13 protein-coding genes are annotated in these 18,337 nt (G+C 67.8%); 8 read left to right on the plus strand and 5 right to left on the minus strand.

The genetic code is table 11. From position 1 onward, the window contains the following. Positions 1-139 precede the first annotated feature (139 nt). From ACFC79_RS37390 to ACFC79_RS37400, 3 genes are all read left to right on the plus strand, one after another. Positions 140-466, plus strand: coding sequence for a putative phosphothreonine lyase domain-containg protein (locus ACFC79_RS37390; protein WP_376249648.1), 327 nt, complete (start codon positions 140-142; stop codon positions 464-466). Between the two features lie 751 nt (positions 467-1,217). Continuing rightward, positions 1,218-3,326, plus strand: coding sequence for a Helicase associated domain protein (locus ACFC79_RS37395; protein WP_376249629.1), 2,109 nt, complete (start codon positions 1,218-1,220; stop codon positions 3,324-3,326). A gap of 524 nt (positions 3,327-3,850) precedes the next feature. Next, a complete protein-coding gene (locus ACFC79_RS37400) occupies positions 3,851-5,983 on the plus strand; it encodes a hypothetical protein (RefSeq protein ID WP_376249631.1) in 2,133 nt (710 codons plus the stop codon). 177 nt (positions 5,984-6,160) lie between these two features. On the opposite strand, the gene ACFC79_RS37405 is transcribed toward ACFC79_RS37400, so the two are convergent. From ACFC79_RS37405 to ACFC79_RS37425, 5 genes are all read right to left on the minus strand, one after another. Beyond that, positions 6,161-7,087 (minus strand): ATP-binding protein, encoded by a 927-nt coding sequence (locus tag ACFC79_RS37405; RefSeq protein ID WP_376249632.1) that lies wholly within the window; start codon positions 7,085-7,087, stop codon positions 6,161-6,163. Between the two features lie 146 nt (positions 7,088-7,233). Beyond that, positions 7,234-9,582 (minus strand): integrase, encoded by a 2,349-nt coding sequence (locus tag ACFC79_RS37410; protein WP_376249634.1) that lies wholly within the window; start codon positions 9,580-9,582, stop codon positions 7,234-7,236. A gap of 10 nt (positions 9,583-9,592) precedes the next feature. Further along, entirely contained in the window at positions 9,593-10,006 is a 414-nt protein-coding gene (locus ACFC79_RS37415; RefSeq protein WP_376249636.1) for a hypothetical protein, read from the minus strand. 66 nt (positions 10,007-10,072) lie between these two features. Continuing rightward, complete coding sequence (locus ACFC79_RS37420; RefSeq protein WP_376249637.1) at positions 10,073-10,375, minus strand: hypothetical protein; 303 nt, start codon at positions 10,373-10,375, stop codon at positions 10,073-10,075. A gap of 169 nt (positions 10,376-10,544) precedes the next feature. Next, a complete protein-coding gene (locus ACFC79_RS37425; protein ID WP_376249638.1) occupies positions 10,545-11,534 on the minus strand; it encodes a hypothetical protein in 990 nt (329 codons plus the stop codon). Between the two features lie 323 nt (positions 11,535-11,857). Between ACFC79_RS37425 and ACFC79_RS37430 the strand changes: the two genes are divergently transcribed. From ACFC79_RS37430 to ACFC79_RS37450, 5 genes are all read left to right on the plus strand, one after another. Beyond that, on the plus strand, positions 11,858-14,278 hold the full coding sequence (locus ACFC79_RS37430) for a Helicase associated domain protein (RefSeq protein WP_376249640.1): 2,421 nt from the start codon (positions 11,858-11,860) through the stop codon (positions 14,276-14,278). Positions 14,279-14,825: 547 nt separating this feature from the next. Further along, positions 14,826-16,019, plus strand: coding sequence for a nucleoid-associated protein (locus tag ACFC79_RS37435; RefSeq protein ID WP_376249642.1), 1,194 nt, complete (start codon positions 14,826-14,828; stop codon positions 16,017-16,019). A 40-nt stretch (positions 16,020-16,059) separates the two neighbouring features. Continuing rightward, positions 16,060-17,052 carry a hypothetical protein gene (locus ACFC79_RS37440; RefSeq protein WP_376249643.1) on the plus strand — a complete coding sequence of 331 codons (993 nt, stop codon included), beginning with the start codon at positions 16,060-16,062 and terminating at the stop codon, positions 17,050-17,052. Then, complete coding sequence (locus ACFC79_RS37445) at positions 17,049-17,678, plus strand: hypothetical protein (RefSeq protein WP_376249644.1); 630 nt, start codon at positions 17,049-17,051, stop codon at positions 17,676-17,678. The genes ACFC79_RS37440 and ACFC79_RS37445 overlap by 4 nt, the downstream gene beginning before the upstream one ends. Before the next feature lie 230 nt (positions 17,679-17,908). After that, complete coding sequence (locus tag ACFC79_RS37450) at positions 17,909-18,280, plus strand: DEAD/DEAH box helicase family protein (RefSeq protein ID WP_376249646.1); 372 nt, start codon at positions 17,909-17,911, stop codon at positions 18,278-18,280. Positions 18,281-18,337: the final 57 nt, after the last annotated feature.

Raw genomic sequence — 18,337 nt, forward strand, 5'->3', positions numbered from 1 at the left:
CGGATATTTCCTCGGGGCAGGCATCGTCTGGGCTCCTCTCATGAAACCCATCTGACCTGCTGTCACCTTTCCCCGCATCTCGGGGGAACCTCAAACTGAAGACAGCCTCCTCGGCTACCGCAGCAAGGCAGCCACGCTCATCAACACCCGCACCAAGAGCGACGACACCCGTCGTCCCATCTGCATCTACACCCGGGACTGGCACGATGTCGACGACGTCCAACGAGTACTGACCAACCTCCGCACCCTCGGCATCACCGACCTCCTCCTCTACAAGACCAACAGCGACACCCTCAACGGCCGCTACGACACCGGCGCCAGCACCTTCGTCGCGCCCGCAGCTAAGCAGAAACTGGTCATCCCCAAACGCACCCGAGAAGCCCTCGAACACCACCACGCTGCGCGATCCCAGGCCCGAAGGGCTGCTGCTGCACGCAGGAAAGCACCAGCACCGAAGCACACTTGACACCTATAAGGGCACAGAGTGGACCGAGCAAACAGTGCTTCCTCGCGCACCACCACCGCTACCTCGCCTTGGAGGGCATGCCTCCCTACCAGAAGATCCATTGCTGTGCGGCGTGTTCGCCGCTCTGCGGCCGCCGTGCTACAGAGCGCGTGACGATGAACTGTGACGCCAGACGCCAGATAACGAATCCGGGAGGGGCCCGTGGAGAGAATCGTGAGCGGCGTGGACCACGTACACACTGCGGCCACGGTCCGCCGTCGGCAACGCACGTTCGTGCCGCCGTCCGGGGCCTACCTGCCAGACCCTCAGGCCCAGGCGGGTGACGCCCTGCTGGACCAGTTGTTCTACGCGACGGTGGACGAATGCTCTGATCCCCGCTGCCGCCCGCTGCTGCTCGACCGCGTCGCGGCCGACGCGGCGGCGACACGCAAACTGGTCGACTGGGCCTGCTGGATCGCCTCCGAGGCGTACGGCGGGCTTCCCGCGGAGCTGGTGGACGAAGACGAGGCGGCGACAACCGTCTTCAGTCCTTCACCCCTTTTCTGCCGGCTCGCCGCGGCGCACCACAATCCCGGGCCGGCCTTCGACGCCGTATACGCCACGTATGAAACCGCCCAGCGCCGTCAGGTGGCAGACAATGCTGTCGCCCTGGTCGACGGGCTTCAGGTGTGGTGGACAGACTTCCTCTACCAGTGCCCCCCGCCGCGCCACCCCTGCGAACCTTCAGCCGAGCCTCTCAAGGAACCACCTGATGGCCACCAATCCCAGTCCCGCTGTCCCGGGCAGCCCTCCGCCCCTGACCGACGCTTTCGCGCCTGCCCGTCGGGTGCTGCGCACGGATCAGCAGGCGGCGGTGGACAGCGGGGTAAGAGGTCTGAGGAAGACCGGGAGCCGCGGGCACATGGTGTCGGCGTGCGGTACGGGCAAGACGCTGATCGCCCTGCGCACGGCCGAGGCCCTGGATGTTCAGTTTCTGTTGGTGGTGGTGCCGTCGAGGGACTTGATCGGCCAGTGGGCGGCCGCGGCCCGCGCTGACGGCCGTACCGAGGCGTTGATGGCGGTGTCGTCGCTGAACGCGGACAGGCACCCCGTGCTGGCCGGGGCGGGCGCGAGCAGTACGGGATCGGGGGAGTACCTGGCGTACTGGCTGGCCCAGCGCGCCAAGAAGAACGAGAAGGCGACCGTGCTCGTGACCCTCGACTCCCTCCCGCGGATCGAGGAAATCCAGCACTCCGTCTTCACCGCACCCGCCTTCGACCTCGCAGTCATCGACGAAGCGCACCGCACCGCAGGCTCCTGGGACAAGGAATGGACGATGGTCCACGATTCCTCCCGGATCCGCACCGACCGCCGTCTGTATCTGACCGCCACGCCCTATGAGTGGGAGGCGCCGCGCCTGGCCGAGGCCCCGGACACCCGCCCGCGCCCCAAGCGGACCGCAGCGACCGCACCGGAGTGGGAGTCCCCGTCCCTGATCGCCTCCATGGACGACGTCAAGGTATTCGGCCCCCGCCTGCACACCTACACCCACGCGGCTGCGATCGAGGACGGCGTCCTGGCCGACTACCAACTCCTGATCCCCACCATCACCGACACCGACCTGCGCACGGTCCTCACCGACCCCGACCACGCGCACACCGGTTTCGCCCCGACCGCGCGCCGGACGACCGCCCTGCACCTGGCGATCCTCAAAGCGATGACCGAACACGACCTCAAACATGTGATCGTCTACTTCCAACAGGTCGCCGACGCAGAAGACTTCGCCCGCCAGTTCCCCCACACCCTGCGCACCCTCCCACCCGACCAACGCCCCTCCTGGGCCGGCACCCTGTCCGTCTCCTCGATCAACGGCAACCACACCCCCGACCAGCGCGCGAAACTCCTCAACCAGTTCGCGAACGCCGACCGCGCCATGATCACCAACGCCCAAGTCCTGGGCGAGGGCATCGACTTGCCAGCTGTGGACGCCATCGTGTTCGCCTCCCGCACCGAGAGCGTGCGCCGCATCGTCCAGGCCCTGGGCCGCGCCCTGCGCAAACCTCCCACCACCGATGTGAAGACCGCGAGCCTGATCATCCCCGCCTACACTCCACCCGACTCCGACCCCACCGACCTCCTCGACACCCCCTACGAAGCCCTCTGGCTCATCACCGCAGCACTGCGCCACCACGACCAGACGATTGCTGCCCGCGCCCCGCGCAAGGCCACCGCGCACCGCCTGGACGCCGACACCCACCGCCTCCTCACCCGCCGGTTCCGCTTCGACTTCACCCTCGACCCGGGCACGATCGCCCGCGCGATGGACCTGCTGGCCTGGCCGTCGGCCGGCGCAGTCCTTTCCGCACCCCGCCGTGCCGGCCTGGCGGCGGCCACCCGCTACCACACAGAACACGGTCACCTGAAGGTCCCGGTCGCCTACACCGACGCCTACGGCTACCGCCTCGGCCCCTTCATCGCCGGCCAGCGCACCGCCCACCGCCGCGGCACCCTGACTGCGGACTGGACCGCCGAACTCGAAGAGCTCGGCATGATCTGGGACGAGCACGAAGCCGCCTTCGAAGGCAACATGACCCTCGTCGAGGCCTTCCACGCCGAGCACGGCCATCTCGCCATCCCTGCCCACGATCCCGGCGGCCAGTTCCTCGTCGACCAACGCGGCCTGGCCCGCAAAGACCAACTCCCCACAACCCGTCACACACGCTTCACCGCCCTCGACCCCAACTGGCTTCTCCCGTACGGACCCGACTGGCATCGCAAGTACCACCTCCTGGCCCGCCACATCCAGGACGGACACGACCCCGCAAATCTGCGCCGCGACACGGTGATTGACGGCATGAAAGCCGGCACCTGGCTGCTATGAGTTCTCGTTCTTGTTGAGGTGAAGAGAGTTCTCTGACCTGTGATGCCGTAGATGGCTGAGGCGCGTCTCGGTCAGGTCCTGTCGTGCCGTAAGTGTGCTTGACCTGTACTACTGCAAATTAGATGAGAATCCCGCGGGTGTATTGAGAATTCTGGTGAGTACCAGCTGGTTACCTGCCGCGTTGCCCCTGGCTGACAAGCTTTGTGCATCTTCAAACCGGCACACCCTCTGCGAGCCGTTGTCCCCGACCGGACGTTGCCGCGCAGCCTGCGTTGTCGGTGCTGTATCGAGGTGGATGACCCGTGCCCGTCGAGCGGCTCTGAATCCACCTGGTGAGCAACCGTGGCCCTTCTCCGAGAGTAAGATCACTTGGTGTATGTCGCGGGGAGGGATCGGCGCGATCATCCGCCGGCCTTGAGGGTGAGGGGGAGAAGAACATGCCCGAGGGGAATGGGGCGCTCAGCCCATCGTTCGAGCGCCTGCTCACGAGGGGATTCGCGCATCTGGCGCCGGGCCCTGTGAGAGTGCTGACCACCACTTCAGAAGAAGCCCAGCCGCTCTTCGAGCTGCCCCCGTCGTGGCGTATCGCTCGGGAGCGGTCCTGGCAGGACCTTGGTTCTGTTGCTACCAGTCTTCTGGGGCAGGGCCCGCTTTTCCTCGTGCCACCGTGGCAGCGCGCCACCAGCACCCGGCCGGGGGCACGCCAAGCTCTGTCTTCCTTCGTTTACGACGACGTTCTGCGCGCTTGTCGTCCCGCAGGCCCCGACAGCGTCATGGCGGTCTTGACCCCTGCTGAGCTCTGGGTCTCAGATTCGCCGTGGGCAGCCGAGTTGCGTAAGGCGTTGGCCGAGCACTGGCACACCTTGACCGTGCTTTACGGTACCGGCGTGGTCCCGCATGTCCATTCGTCCTTCGTCGTGGCCGCGGCATTTCTCCAGGCCAAGCAGGAACACCGGCCGCCGATGAAGATCTTTCGGGCACCACGCATGGACGACGACGTATCTGTCGAGAAGGATTTCGAGGTCCTGCTGAAACGCGGAGGGGGAAGCACTCGGTACGGCTACGTGGTGCGTGACCTCCCGCCAGCTGAGCAGAGTCTCGACTTCGACCGGCATCATCCAGAAGTCGTTTCGCAGCGAACTGAATTGGTGGGCTTTGGCAGCCTTACCACCCTGGGCGAGCTCTACGAAGCCGTCCCTCGCATCCACATGGCGGGTGACTCGGCATGGATCAGCGACGAGGAACTGCCTGGAGCTGTTCGCCTCCTGGGGGGCCGGGACGTGCTGCGCGACGGTTCCATCGCACTGCCCGCAGACGACAGCAAGTGGGTCACAGCCCCGCCTCAATACCTCCTGCGACCAGGCGATCTCATCATCCGTGAAATTCGCGGACTTCATGACCGGTACGGCCTGATTGCTGCCGAGGTGACAGAACAAGACCTTCCTGCCGCGCCTTCGCACACGACGGTCGCTCTGAGGCCCTGCGCCAGCACCACACCGCAGCAAATTCGCCTTGTCGCTCAATTTCTGCGCACGCCGCTGGCAGACAGACTGGTTGGCAGGTCTAGTGTCCACCTCACGCTGAAGCGGCTACGGGAACTTCCCGTGCCTCAACCAGACGACGCCCTGACCACGGCACTGGACGATCTGGATACCGCCCGGCATCGGCTCAAGACCTGGGCCACAGAGGCAGAAGCTCTCCTGGAATCGGCGTTCACGCACAGAACCGCGACACAGGCCCGTGAAAGGATCATTGAGCAAGGCCGCGGTCTGCGGCTGCGTGTGGAGGCGGCAACGCTGCTCGACGATCTCGGGCACACCGTACGCACTCGCTTTCCCCTTCCCGTTGCCTATCGGTGGCGTGAAACCGAAGCACGCATGAGCGCCGGCGAGCACCAGGCGGCCTACAGCGCCATCCTGGAGACTGCGGAAATCCTTCTCTGCTACGCGGCTCTTCTCACTCTCGCGCTGGCCTGGGAAGCTGGCATTCCCCTGGGCTCCACGGCTGCGATCAGGGAGAAGCTCGTTGGCGGACGAAGCGGGCCAGGCTTCGGCGATTGGGCTGCCGTGCTGCAGGAGGCAGCTGGAAGCCGCAAGCTTCGGGCACTACCGCACCAGCACCCCATCCACGCCATTCGTTCCCTGCTGGCAGACCAAGACACCGCAGACGCACGCCAGCGGCTGAGCGAACGCCGAAACGACGACGCTCACCTCCGGCGTCTCGATCCCATCGATCTTCCTCCTGCAGTGACGGAAGCTTTCGCTGACCTTACCCTGCTCATTGGCCGAGCACGTTTCCTTGCCGACTTTCCCCTCTGGCACGTCACCAAGACCCGTTGGGACAGCCTGGCCAAGACAGCTCAAGTGCACTACAGAGAACTAACGGGAGATCACCCCGTTGTGCCGACCAAGATTGCTGCTTTCACGAGGGAAGACCTGGAGCCCGGGAGCCTATACCTGCGGGACTCCACGCATGAGCTGCACCTGCTGCGACCATTCCTGATAGGCCAGGTCTGCCGGGTATGCCGCGCGTGGTCGACATTCCATGCTGATCTTGTTCCCAAGGGAGGCGTTCAGCTCAAGAGCCTTGAACATGGCCATGTTCTTCCCCAGCCCGCAGACACAGCACAGGCTCTGGCCAAGGTCGGTCTGCTCTGAAACGAACACCAGGCTCCGAATGGCGATCGTGACTGGCAGCAGTTGACGCCGCCTGCACAGATCGGATGAGCCCTCAGTTTCCAGATCCTGATACTTCCTGCCACGCCGATGAACCTCGCCCCGCCTGCTGAACAGGACCTGCGTGCGGGTCTGTCGCCACGGATGGCGCCGACGCCGTCAGCCGAGGGGCAGGTCGAGGTAGTGGGCGACGTCGTGCAGAACCTCAGGGGTGAGGGTTTCGGTGCGGTCGAGGATGGAGAGTTGGGCGGCCATACCGATCAGCGGGGTGAGGTGTTCCATGAGCCCGTCGGTGATGCGGTAGAGCTCTTCCTCGTGGTCCAGGAGACTGTTGGGCCGGTGGTGCCGCAGCCGCAGCCGGCCGTCGAGGGCGGCCAGGGTGCCGACCCATTCGTCGGGGTGTTCCGTGCAGCGGGGCGGGAGCCGGTTGACCCAGAGTGTGGGCACTGAGCGTGGCCGGATGGGGGCGGTGGCCTCGGTGGGGCGTCTGAGGGCGGGGAAGCGGGCGGCACGGGCCTCACGCAGGATGTCGCTGGAGCCGATGCCGCTCCAGAAGACGGTCAGGCCCAGTTCGTCGGCGAGGTAGTCGAAGTAGTCGAACGTCGGCTGCAGGTCCTCGGGCCGCAGCCGGTCGATCCCGTCGATCAGGCAGACCTCCGTACGGGCATGGCGCATCACGTGGACCGCAGGCCCGGTGAAGTCCTTCATGCGCTGTACGGGCCGTTGCTCGGTGTCCGGGCGGTACAGATCCCAGCCGAGGAAGACGGCCAGGGCCGCGGACCAGTCGGCGGATGTGCCGGGTTCGGGCGGGGCGTTGACGCAGACGACGGGGATGCGGCTGTCGTCGATGCCATGGAGCTTCTCGCGGCGTCCCTGGTGGGCCAGCCCGATGTGGTGCAGCAGGGTGCGTTTGCCGGTACCGCGGCAGTCGCTGTCGATGGCGACGTGCTGGCAGGGGTGGCGGCGTTCGCCGTTGAGGCGCAGCATCCGCCGTGCGGTCTTCATGCCTGTGGCGATGTCGGTGGTTTCGACGAGGCCGAGCCGGGCGTGGTAACGCACCCGGGGGTCGTCCTCGTCGACGGGCACGGGGCCGTCAACCGGCGGGATCGGGGGAGGGGCCGGCTGGTGCCGTACGCGGGCGCGCCAGCCGTGCAGAGTGGTCGGTGACCCAGGAGACAGGGCCGGCGCCGACGCGGGCGGCGGGACACTTTGAGCGTCACGTACGGGGGTTTTCACCGGTCATCTCCTTGTCGCCCGTTGCTCGGTGGGGGAGAGCCGGTGCTGCTGTCGCCTTGGGTGGTGTCTGGGGTGGGCCTGCAGTTGTTGTCGCCCACGGGCCCGGGATCGGTGGGGCCGGGCGGGTGGAGGCCGGGCAGTGAGGCCAGGAAGTCGTCCAGGCTCAGCCCTGCGCCCCGGACGGGCTCGGGCGTGTCGAACAGCTCTCCGGCGGGGCGGTCGAGGGAGCGGAAGGGGCGGACGGAGTCCGGGTCCAGGGGCGGCAGGCCGTCGGCGTAGGGCTTGGTGGTGGGCGTCGGTAGCGCGGGGCGGGGCACCGCGGCAGCCGCGCGGGGACTCGGCCTGGCTGCGGTGGGCGAGGGCCCGGTGGCCAGGTCGCGCAGCAGGCGGGCGGTGGCCCGGGTGACGGCGGCCTCGTCACGGCGGCTGCCGCCGGCGGCGAGGTGGATACGCAGGGCCTGGTCCCAGGTTTCCTCGGTCCACCGGTCCTTGAGCAGCCGACGGTGGATGAAGGGCACCTCGACCCACGGGTCGGTGCCCGGCTCGGCCCGGTGGTTGAACAGCCAGGCGACTTCCGGGTGGTCGGGGGAGTAGTGGACCTCCCAGCGCCCCTGCTGCGCTGCGATGCCGGAGGGCCCGCGGAAGAGGTCCAGCTTTCCCCGGTCGAGGTTGTAGGTGCGGTTGTTGATCTGGAAGCCCTTGCGGCTGACCCGGACCCACACCGTCGGCAGCAGCTTGCGGTTCTCCTGCGCGGTCAGCGTGGTGGACCGGTAGCCGCGCAGGGACACCAGGGCCGCGTACATCTGGTTGGGAGTCAGGCGCAGTCCGGGAGTGAACGGGCTACGAAGTGCTGCGTGAGGGGTCTGCTGCCAGCGGAGGACCACCCACTGCTCGAACAGTTCCTGGAGCTGGGGGATTGTCCACAGAGGCTGCTTGCGGACGCGTTTGCCACGCAGGTCCAGACGGTGATGGGTGTAGGAGGCCAGGTACTGGCTGAAGCCGGTTTTCACCGCCAGCATGGCGCGCTCCACGATGGCCTTGTCGACGGCGGTGCGCAGCCGTGCCTCGCGTACTTCGATGCCCAGGCTGTGGCAGGCGCGGGTGAAGTCCGCGGAGATGAACGGCGAGCCGTGGTCGATGACGAGTGTTTCGGGTTTGATGACGGGCCTGGCGGCGGCGCCGGCGAAGCGGGGGTCGGCCGCCAGGAGGTCCTCGAAGGGGAGGTCGGAGCCTTCCATGAAGGTTTCCGGTGCCCAGCCCGGGCGCGCGGGTAGCGGGGCCGTGGTCTGGGCGACGACCTGCATGGTGTCGAACGAGCGGGTGGCCCGCCCGGCGGCCCATCGTCCCGTCCCGCCGGTGCGGCCAGTGCGCTTGGGCACGAGCAGGGAGCCCACGATGCTGCGGGTGGCCACGTCGATGGCGATGGTGAGCTCCACGGAGATGCCCCGTCCGTCGTCGCCGAGGACGAGGACGTCCAGTCCGGTGGTGTCGATCTGCACCAGTTCCCCGGGCCAGCGGGCCCAGGTCGCCCGCCGGGCGACCGGCCGCTCTGCGGATGTGGCAGGTCCGGCCGCGTGGCGGGCCGCTGCGTCGTGCGCGTTCTGCGCGGTGATCCCGAGGCGCTCCAGCAGCCGGTAGAACGTCGCCGGACTGATCACCAGGCCCCGGGCGGTCTCCGGATCGGCCAGCAGCTGCGCGTAGCGGGTCCGGACCGTCTGCTGCACCCGGTCGATCAGCCGGGACAGGGTTCCCGGAGATAGGCCCTTGTCGCGTTCGTCGTCCAGGATCTCCCACACGAGGTCGACCACCCGCGCATCGACGCGCCCGTGCGGGGCCGTACTGCGCAGGCTGCGTTTGTCGACCAGGCCCATCAGGCCTTCTTGGCGCCAGGCCGCGCACTTCCGTTCGACGGTGGCCGCGGACACCGGTGTTCCTGCCTGCGACAACTGGTCGGCCTTGGCCTGGTAGCGCTGACGCAGGGTGCGCCGCTGCGGGTCGAAGGCCGGTCGGGGCTCGGTGGTGGCGGGAACGTTCGGGGCCTGCTGGTGCAGTACTTCCTTGACATGCAGCTCCCACGCGAGGGCGGCCTTGCGTACATCCTTCGGCAGCGCACGGAACTCGCCGAGGCGGCCGGGCAGCGAACTGCGCGGCGCCGCCCGGTTCAGCACGGCGAAGTCGGAGGCCGAGGTCACGGCCGTCTGCAGGATGATCAGCGGCTCCACAGGCTCCACAGGCTCCACAGGCTCCCCGGGCTCTGCCGGCTCTGCGGCGTCGAGGAAGAGACGCGGTCCGTGGAAGGCGGTCACGACCCAGGCCGCGCCGCGGAAGCGGATGGTATCCCCCACAGCCAGGGTGTCAGCAGCGGCGAGCGCCCCCGCGCCTGCGGTGTGCCGCGAAGCCGAGGTCACACGGCCTCCCCTGAGCGAGCCCATGCCGTCGACGACGGGGTGAGCGGACACCCATGTCGGTGTGCAGCCGCTGCGCCCAGATCAGGTGATAGGCAAGGTCCACCCCCGCGTACGGGGGCAGGGCGGCGGCTCGTAGCCCAGAGCGGATGGTTCGAGGCGAGGTGAACTGCTGTGCCAGCAACTGGTCCTGCCCGGCCGTGAGCCACCGTGAGCTGCGGGCGGCGTAAAGGAGCTGGAGGTTGTCCAGTTCCACCCCGGTGGGAGGTTCCATCACCCGGATCTGCCAGCCTGCTGCTGCCGCAGCCACCGCCAGCACCGCCTGCTCGGACTGCCACCGGTCGGTGAGCTGCTCCGGCTGCACGCAGATCACCTCGCGCCGGCCCGCCCGTAAGGCGACGAACGCCGGCCGCAGGCGGTGACGGCGCTCTTAACGGCTCCAGCGCAGCTCCATCGGCCCCGCGCTGCGCAGCCCGACCGCCAAGTCGCGGTCCAGGACCATGCCGCAGCGCTGCTGCCGCAGCGAGCCGCAGGCCAGCAACTGGTCGGTGGCCGAGGCCCACGCGTTGGTGACGAACGACTGCCGTCCCGGGTAGGGCACGGGCCGCTCCAGCGGTGCCAGTTCCTCGAACGGCACCTCGCCGGCCTCTGACACCGGGTACTCGCGCTGTCGTCCGAACCGGTCGAGGTAGCGGACCGTGATGTCGCATGCGCTGACCGGGGCCCCTGGCATGTCCGCCGCCCCCTTGGCTGTTGTCGTGGGCCGCACCGTGCGTGCCCCTGCTCCAGCGTCCACGTACGGATGGGGCATGCGCAGCCGCACCCGGCTCCACCCCACGATCGAGGGAACAGGGCAGATACGTGTGCGAAACCAGACGGCGCGTGCCGCTGTGGGCGGGAGCTCATACGACGGCGAACGAGTCGCTCCAGTCCCAGGGCAGGCAGCAGAGGTTCTCCAGCGGCGCCCGGTGCTCGTCGTCGCGGTGGATCAGCGCTGTGACCGGCCTCCGGCCACGGCGGCGCCCGCCGCACTCGTCATCCTTGGTGGCCAGCGCGCACCGCTGATGCCGGGCGAGCCACTCCGCCACCGGGACCTGCCACCTGCCCGGCGGCAGTTCGAGCGCATCCGCCAGCTGGGACAGCTCGGCCACCAGACGGGACTCGGCCGCAGCCCAGGGCCCGCCGGGCAGAGCGGCGCGTTGCTGCTCGTAGCGCAGCAGCGCCCGGGCTACCTGCAGCACCTCCGGATACACCAACAGCCATGCCGTCTCGACGACTTCGGGCTGCAGTCCCGCCCGCCCGGCCCGCCCGGTCCACCGCCGGGTGAGAGGGGCGCGGCGCCACCACCACCCGGTAAGGGCGAAGGCGTCCGCGACAAGGAACCCTCCGGCTGGCCCGAACCGCCGCTCAAGCCGGCCCCGCCGACGGTGGGCGTCGACCGACTCCGGCAGCGGCGCCAGATCCACTCCCGCCCCATTCCTCTGACGCACGTGCGTGAACCGGCCGTGCCGCTCGCAGATCCGCCACCGCTCCGGCCAGACGAGCCACACCCCACCAAGGCCGGCGCCCCGTGCCGCCGTACACAGTCCGCAAGCCGGCACGAGATAGTGCGCCAGCGGCTGCCACGGCCACTCCCACCGCGCCTGCCCACCCGGCAGAAGATGTGCCTCGCGCAGATGCGGCAGGGCCCACCGAAGCCGCGCGGACGGCACGCCGAGCATCTCCGCGAGCCGGTCTGCCGCCGCACTGCTGAGGAACACCTCGGCCAGATGTGGCTGAAGGGCCTCCTGGCCCGGCGGCCCGTCGCCGAGTTCGGCGAGCAGGAAGCCGACCTCCACCCCCTGTGCCCCGGCCACCCGCCACAAGAACGAACAGTTCGACTCGTTGGCCACGAAGCGGACCGGTCGCCGCGGCAGACTTCTGCTCCACACCGTATTCCCCAACCCCCTTGCCCGCGCCCGGCAACCGTCCAATCACGATGCTTGCCGCCCGCCGTACATCGCGCCTCCCGCACCGGCTGTCCTGCCCAGGACGCCATGCCCGCAATGAACCGGATCTCCACCGCACTCCGCTCCTTACCACGGTGAGGACCCAGGGGGCCCGGGGCGTTCACCCCAATGGGTGAGACAGGCCGGGGTGAGTGCCCTGCGCCGCGGGCTCGTCCGCATCCTGCCCCTTGGAAACCCGTCACCTGCCCTTGCGCCGGAGCCGTCTTGTGCTGCACGACCAGCCCGCCGAACGCCTGCCCAGCGAACTGTGGACACGCCAGCGCGCCGCGGCCGACTGCGTCCTCAACGCCTTCGCCATGGGATACGAACGCCAGCAGGTGATCATGCCGTGCGGCACCGGAAAGACCCACCTCGCCGTCCACATCGCCCACGAGCTCACCTCCGACAGCCGCAGCCTGACCGTGATGCCGACCCTGGAACTGCTCAACCAGACCGCCCGCGTCTGGCACACCTCCGGCCGGCCGGGCCACTTCCTGGGCCTGTGCTCCGACACACAGACCAGTGAGCCCATCCTGAGCGGCGTGCTCACCATGACCAGCGACCCCGCCCGGCTGGCTGCCGTCGTACGCGGTGCAGACGGTCCCGTCAGTGTCTTCGCCACCTACGCCTCGCTGCCCAAGCTCGTCGAAGCTCACCAGCGCCATCTGCTGCCGCGCTGGGACATCGCGGTCGTGGACGAAGCCCACCGTACCGCCGGCGCCCGCGGCAAACCGTGGGCCGTCATCCACGACAACGACGCCATCCCCGCCCGCCACCGCCTCTACCTCACCGCCACGCCCCGCATCTGGGACGTCAACCGAGACATCGTCACCGAACCGATCGCCTCCATGGACGACGTCTCCCTCTACGGACCTGTCGCCTACCGCTACTCGCTGGCCGAGGCCATCCATGAGGGACGCCTGGCCGACTACCGCATCGCCGCCCCCGAGATCCACGACCCGCACCTGCGCGCCCTCTTGACCGCCCGCAAGGGGGCCAGCCGCACACCCCAGACCGATGCCATGCGGGTAGCGGCGGCCCAGCTGGCCCTGCTCAGAGCGCGCGAAGAACACAGCATCCGCCGCACGGTCGTCTTCAGCCGCAGCATCGCGCAAAGCGATGCCTTCGCCGAAACCCTGCCCGAGACCGCCGCAGCCATCCCCGGCGGCCACGCCCACGGCCTATGGGTCGCCAGCATCCATTCCCGTAACAGCCGTTCCGAGCGGCGAGAGCACCTGACCCGGTTTGCCCAGCCTCCGCAAGACCAGCCCGCCGGCACTCTCGCGGAGCTGAGCGTGCTGTGCAACGTCCGCCTATGCGTCGAAGGCGTCGACTTCCCGCTGGCCGACTCCGTGCTCTTCGCCGACCCCAAACAGTCCACCATCGACATCGTCCAGGCGATCGGCCGCGCGCTGCGCATCGGCCCTGGTATGAACAAGATCTCCACACTGGTCATCCCGGTGCTCTTCGGCCCCGGGCAGCGCCCCGAGGCGGCAACGTTCGGCACCCCGTACCACCTGCTGCACCAGGTCATGATCGCGCTCAAGGCGTACGACGAGCACTACTTCCACCGCCTGCCGATCAACGGCACCCGGCTGCTACCGCCCGCACCGGCCCTCGCCATCCACCCGGCACGCGCAACGGAGATCGCCCCGCACCTGATGCTGCGGATCATGAAGCCCGAACCCGATGTCTGGGAGAACGGGATGGCCTGCGCGCAGGCATTCTTCGACACCCACGGCCATCTGAACGTGCCCAGCAACCACATTACCGATGACGGGTTCCACCTCGGCTGCTGGCTGGGGTACCAGCGCGCTCTCAAGGCCGCCGGACATCTCTCCGCAGCCCGAGTCGCCGCCCTGGTCACCTGCACCATGCCCTGGGCGGACACCGAAGACAGCACCGAAAACCTCCTCCCCGTTGCCCAGGACTACGCCCATGCCCACGGCCATCTGCTCCCGGAACCGGATGAGACCTATCAGGGTCGACCCCTGGGCGCCTGGCTTGCCGAGCAGCGCCGCCTAGCCGCCGACAGCACCCTGCCCGCCCCCTACGCCCGCGCCCTGAGGGACATCGACCGCTGGTGGAACCCCGTCTGGCCCGCTGCGTGGCAGCGCATGTACACACGTGCCCGCGAGGCCGACACGGACCTGTCTCTCTACCCGGGCCCGCTCCCCGCCGGCGCGGATGACCTCACTCGCTGGCTAGACGAGCAGATCGATGCCTTTCCTACTCTCACCAAAGCACAGCAGACACTCCTGGCCGCTCTGCCGCTGCAGCGCGGCCCCCTCACCCTTGCCCTGTGCCGTCCCCTCGGCAGCCAGAGCGCCACGCACGCCCACGGACTGCGCGCCGCCCGGCGCTTCTTCCGCCGCCACCAGCATCTGCGCGTCCCCATTGACTACACCGACACCCACGGCAGTTCCTGCTTCCCGCTGGGGCAGTGGATCACCGACTTACGCGACTTGGCCGGCACGGCCCGCCTCAGCCGTGAAGAGACCGAATCCGTTGAGGCGCTCGGCATGGAATGGCTTCCTGGACTCCGGTGCGACGATGCCCCAGCCGCCCTGCCCAGGCCCCGCATTCCGTCGGCGGGGCGACACCGGAACCGACGTACCCACGGCGGAGCCGCCGGACGAGCACACTGATCCCATCCACCCCGGCCCGCTCCTGCGGATCGCCGGCAGTGACCCACCGGCCAGCTTCCCTTCCGGCAGGGTGTGTTCGAGCAGTCGCAGCACCCGCCCGTGTACAGCGCCCTCGACGACCTCGAACGTCTCGGCCCACCGCGGATCGATCTCGGTTTCCTCGTAGGCGATCACCAGGTGCTCACCGGCACAAGAGGTGAACCACGGTGTCCGGGTTAGCTCACCATGCCCGGCTGAAGCGACCGGCCTGCCAGGGCCGTCCCTACGACTGGCGCTCTGGGCGAGGGTAGAACCTGCGCCCCGCTCACCGTTGCAGTTCGGCCACCGCCACAGGCAGCCCAGCCGTAGCCACTGCACGCCCCGTTACGATGAGCAACACAGTTTTTGGCATGTGACACGGACAAGCAGGCTTGCGCCCTCTGCCGGGTTGGGTGCCAGGCAATACAGCACAGCGCGTGTCACGGACAGGGACCAACCACTGCCCGGACCACGCCTGGACAGCAGCGTCCGGCCTCGGGGGTGCGGGCGGGGATGCGTGGGTGGGGAAGTGCGTACCGACTTCGGGGACCTCGTCATTGACCAGGCCATCGTCCATGCAGTGCCTCAGCGCACCAAAGACCAGGATCCCGTTCCGCTCAAGCTCAGCGAGACAGCCTGCAGGCTTGACGACGGCGGGCGCACGGCGCTGCAGGGGAAGCTCCGTGACGTTCTGGACCGTCTGGGCCGCGAGGTCGTAGAAGACCCTGAACTCAAGTCCGGCCTGCCCGACGCTGTCCGGTCGTTCCTCAGCGGTGAGCAGGATCTGGTGGAAGTCTCCGGGGAGCTGGCCCATGCGCTGCGCGACAGCCAGAACGGAACCAGCTCTTCTGGCCTCCTTCTGGTGGCCGCCGCCCGTCTCGACAACCGGAACGCGTTGCTGATGGTTAAGCTGGAACACGAGACCGGTATGCAGGCCAACGAGATCGTGGCCGGCGGACTGCGCACCTTCGACATGCAGTATTTCGCCAACCTGTTGTTCACCGAGAAGTCCAAGGTCTACAAGGTGGCGCTCTTCTCGGAAGAAGGGCTGGCCGATTCAGGACTTCATGGATGGGCCGCAGACCCACAGAAATCGGGCAAGGACGTGGCCCGCTTCTTCCTCGAGAAGTTCCTGGGCTGCCGGCACCAGAACGATCCCCGCGAGCTCACCCGCCGCTTCCACGACGTGGCCATAGACTGGGTCAACAGCCGCTTCACCCACTCCGATGTACGGGTGGACTACGTCATGGCCGTCATGGTCGAACTCCAGAACTCTGCCCCGACGCTGGATCCTGCGACGTTCATCGAGACCCATCTGAAGGAACCGCACCACGACGACTTCGCAGAGTTCCTCGAGGAGAATGACGTTCCGGTCCGCACTTTCGACAAGAACACCGAGTTCATCAGCAACCGGCTACAGAAGATGCGCGTCGACCTGTCGAACGGCGCGTTCCTGGTCGCGCCCCTGGAAGCAGTGCAGGACGGCACGGTCGTGGTGGAGGATCTCGACGACGGCCGCACCACAGTCACGGTCACCTCAAAGCTCACCAATACCAGCAGTGGCGCTTCGATGGGGCGCCGTCCCAAGCCGCCCAGCCAGCCCGCAGAATTGTCCGCGCCCGCCCAGAAGGAAATGATCCCGGGACTCGAGAGCGTCATGGCCATCCCGGCCCAAGCCACCCAGGCATCCGCCGGCAACGAGCTCCCGCCAGCGCAGACATGAACGCCACCACCACGCCCCCAACGCCTGCGGTGGCCCCCGCATGACCCTGACCGCTGAAGAGGCTTTCCAGCGCTACCGGAAAGAGCGGCCGAGCATCGAGCGGGCAGCCGAAGAGACCAAAACACACCTTGCGCACCACATTGCCCGCAGAGGCATCGACTGTCAGGTGATCGCCAGAGCCAAAGAGCTCACCAGCTTCAACGCCAAGGCTCATTCACCACGCAAGGGCTATGCCGACCCGTGGAAAGAGATCACCGACAAGGCAGGCGTGCGCGTCATCGTGCCGCACAGCGGCTTGCTCGATCCTGCCCTGGACGTGATCAAAGACAACCTCGAGATCGTCGAGGTGCAGGACCACCGCGAAGACGTCGGCAAGGAAGACCTGCTCCGCTACCCCCGCCTGCACATCCAGGCCGTCATGGTGGGCGGGGCACAGGACCCCGACGGCATCCCCTACGAGTGCGAGATCCAACTGCGCACCGAGGCAGTCGACTTGTGGGCACGCATGTCGCACAAGCTGCTGTACAAGCCCGGTGTCACCCCGCCCGCCGATGTCAGTCGCTCGCTGTACCGTCTGATTGCCCTGGTCGAACTGTTCGACCTCGAGGTCGAACGGGGGGTGGAAGCTTTGGCACGGCAAGATCCCGACCTCGCCCGCAGTAACCGGCTCCTCGAAATCGCCGAGCAGGTCTATCACACGTTCACTGACCACCCGTCCAGCCGCGACCTGTCGCAGGACGTCATCGGCGTCCTGTCTCAGACCATCGACGATGACGCTACCTATAGCGAGCAGCTGGCCGAGTTCACTGAACGCTTCCGTGAGCGCATCCAGCGGAACTATGACGACTACGGCCCCAGCAGCGCCCACTTTCTGGAACATGGCCGCTATCTGTTGGCCAGCCAGCCGGAAAGCTTGATCATCTTTGAGCGGCTGGCCAACGCCCGCTTCCGCATCAAGAGCACATGGAACAAGAGCGAGCTACCGGAAACGATGCTCACCGACATGGCACAGATCTGGGGAATCGCACTATGAGCAGCTCACCGCAGCCGGAACCTCCCGCTCTCGCGGCCGCGACCGCGATGTTCATCGAGGTCCTTGTCGTCGGGATCGGCGCGATCACTGCGTCCGTGCTGCTCCTCATCGCACTGATCGGCCCTGCCACCACGGCGAAACTCGCCCCCGTAACGGGTTCGTCGGCGGCCGCCGGTGTAGGTCTCGCCGCTGCCTACGCCCTGGGCATCCTCATCGACCGAGCAGCTGACACCGCCCTCACGCCACACCGCCGCCAGCTGCGCACCCGCTTCTTCCCCTCCAACACCGCCTACGCCCAGGCACGCCTGCGCCTGGCCGATTCACCCATGCTGGCTGCCCGCGCGGACTACGCGCGCTCCCGCATGCGGATCTGCCGCGGATGGACCCTCAACACCCTGGCCCTGACATTCACTGCAGACCTGGCCATGCTGCGCTACTCCTTCGAGCACCGCCCGCTCATCCTCGGCGCCACCAGCGCCTTGGGGATGGCGACCGCCTTCGGTTTCTACCGCGCCTGGCGCGCCCTCACGGTGACCGGCTACCGCAAGCTCGCCGAACAGACCACCCTTCCCGCTGCCGGCCAACCAGTGCCCGCCCAGTCCCAGCCTGGATCCGTAGCTTCCTGAGGCATCCGCCTGGACAACGCTCACGCCTCAAGCCAGGGAGCATGATTGAAGAAGCCCCCGACCAGCCGATGTAGGGAGCAGCCCCTTGGCCCTCCCTCGCACACACAGACTCCAGCCGAACACTCAGGGCCCCAAGCGGAGCGTGCAGCCGAAGGCGAAAGACACCGCGCTTTCCGCCCCGTGAGCCAGCTGACACCGGCCTCGCATGCCGCCCCCTTCCGTACGAGAGGATGACGGATAACCATGCCCGCCGTGAGCCCGAGGTGTACGTGATGCCCACCCGCTCTGAGCCCGCAACGTCCACTGATCGCCGCAGGCTGCGCGCCGATCAGCAGCACGCGGTGGACACGGCGGCGCAGCATCTGAAAAGCCCACGTACTCGCGGCCACATTGTCTCCGCGTGCGGGACGGGCAAGACGCTGACCGCGCTGCGCATCGCCGAGGCCCTGGACGCCCCCCATCTCCTGGTCGCTGTTCCATCACTGGACCTGATTGCCCAGTGGGCGACTGCGGCCCGCTCCGACGGACGCACAGAGCCGTTGATGGCCGTCTCCTCACTTAAGTCCAATACCGTTCAGTTATTGACTCGGATGGTGACGTGAGGGCCGTGTTCGGGCTGGGGCCAGTGTGCGTGGTGGGAGCGTTTCGCGGCCCATTTC

This window comes from Streptomyces sp. NPDC056061 (assembly GCF_042266885.1).
Classification (GTDB): Bacteria; Actinomycetota; Actinomycetes; order Streptomycetales; family Streptomycetaceae; genus Streptomyces.

Coding starts and splice junctions, on each gene's coding strand:
- ACFC79_RS37420 (WP_376249637.1), bottom strand. CDS start 10,375: ATGCCAGGGGCCCCGGTCAGCGCATGCGACATCACGGTCCGCTACCTC.
- ACFC79_RS37440 (WP_376249643.1), top strand. CDS start 16,060: ATGACCCTGACCGCTGAAGAGGCTTTCCAGCGCTACCGGAAAGAGCGG.
- ACFC79_RS37445 (WP_376249644.1), top strand. CDS start 17,049: ATGAGCAGCTCACCGCAGCCGGAACCTCCCGCTCTCGCGGCCGCGACC.
- ACFC79_RS37395 (WP_376249629.1), top strand. CDS start 1,218: ATGGCCACCAATCCCAGTCCCGCTGTCCCGGGCAGCCCTCCGCCCCTG.
- ACFC79_RS37450 (WP_376249646.1), top strand. CDS start 17,909: ATGACGGATAACCATGCCCGCCGTGAGCCCGAGGTGTACGTGATGCCC.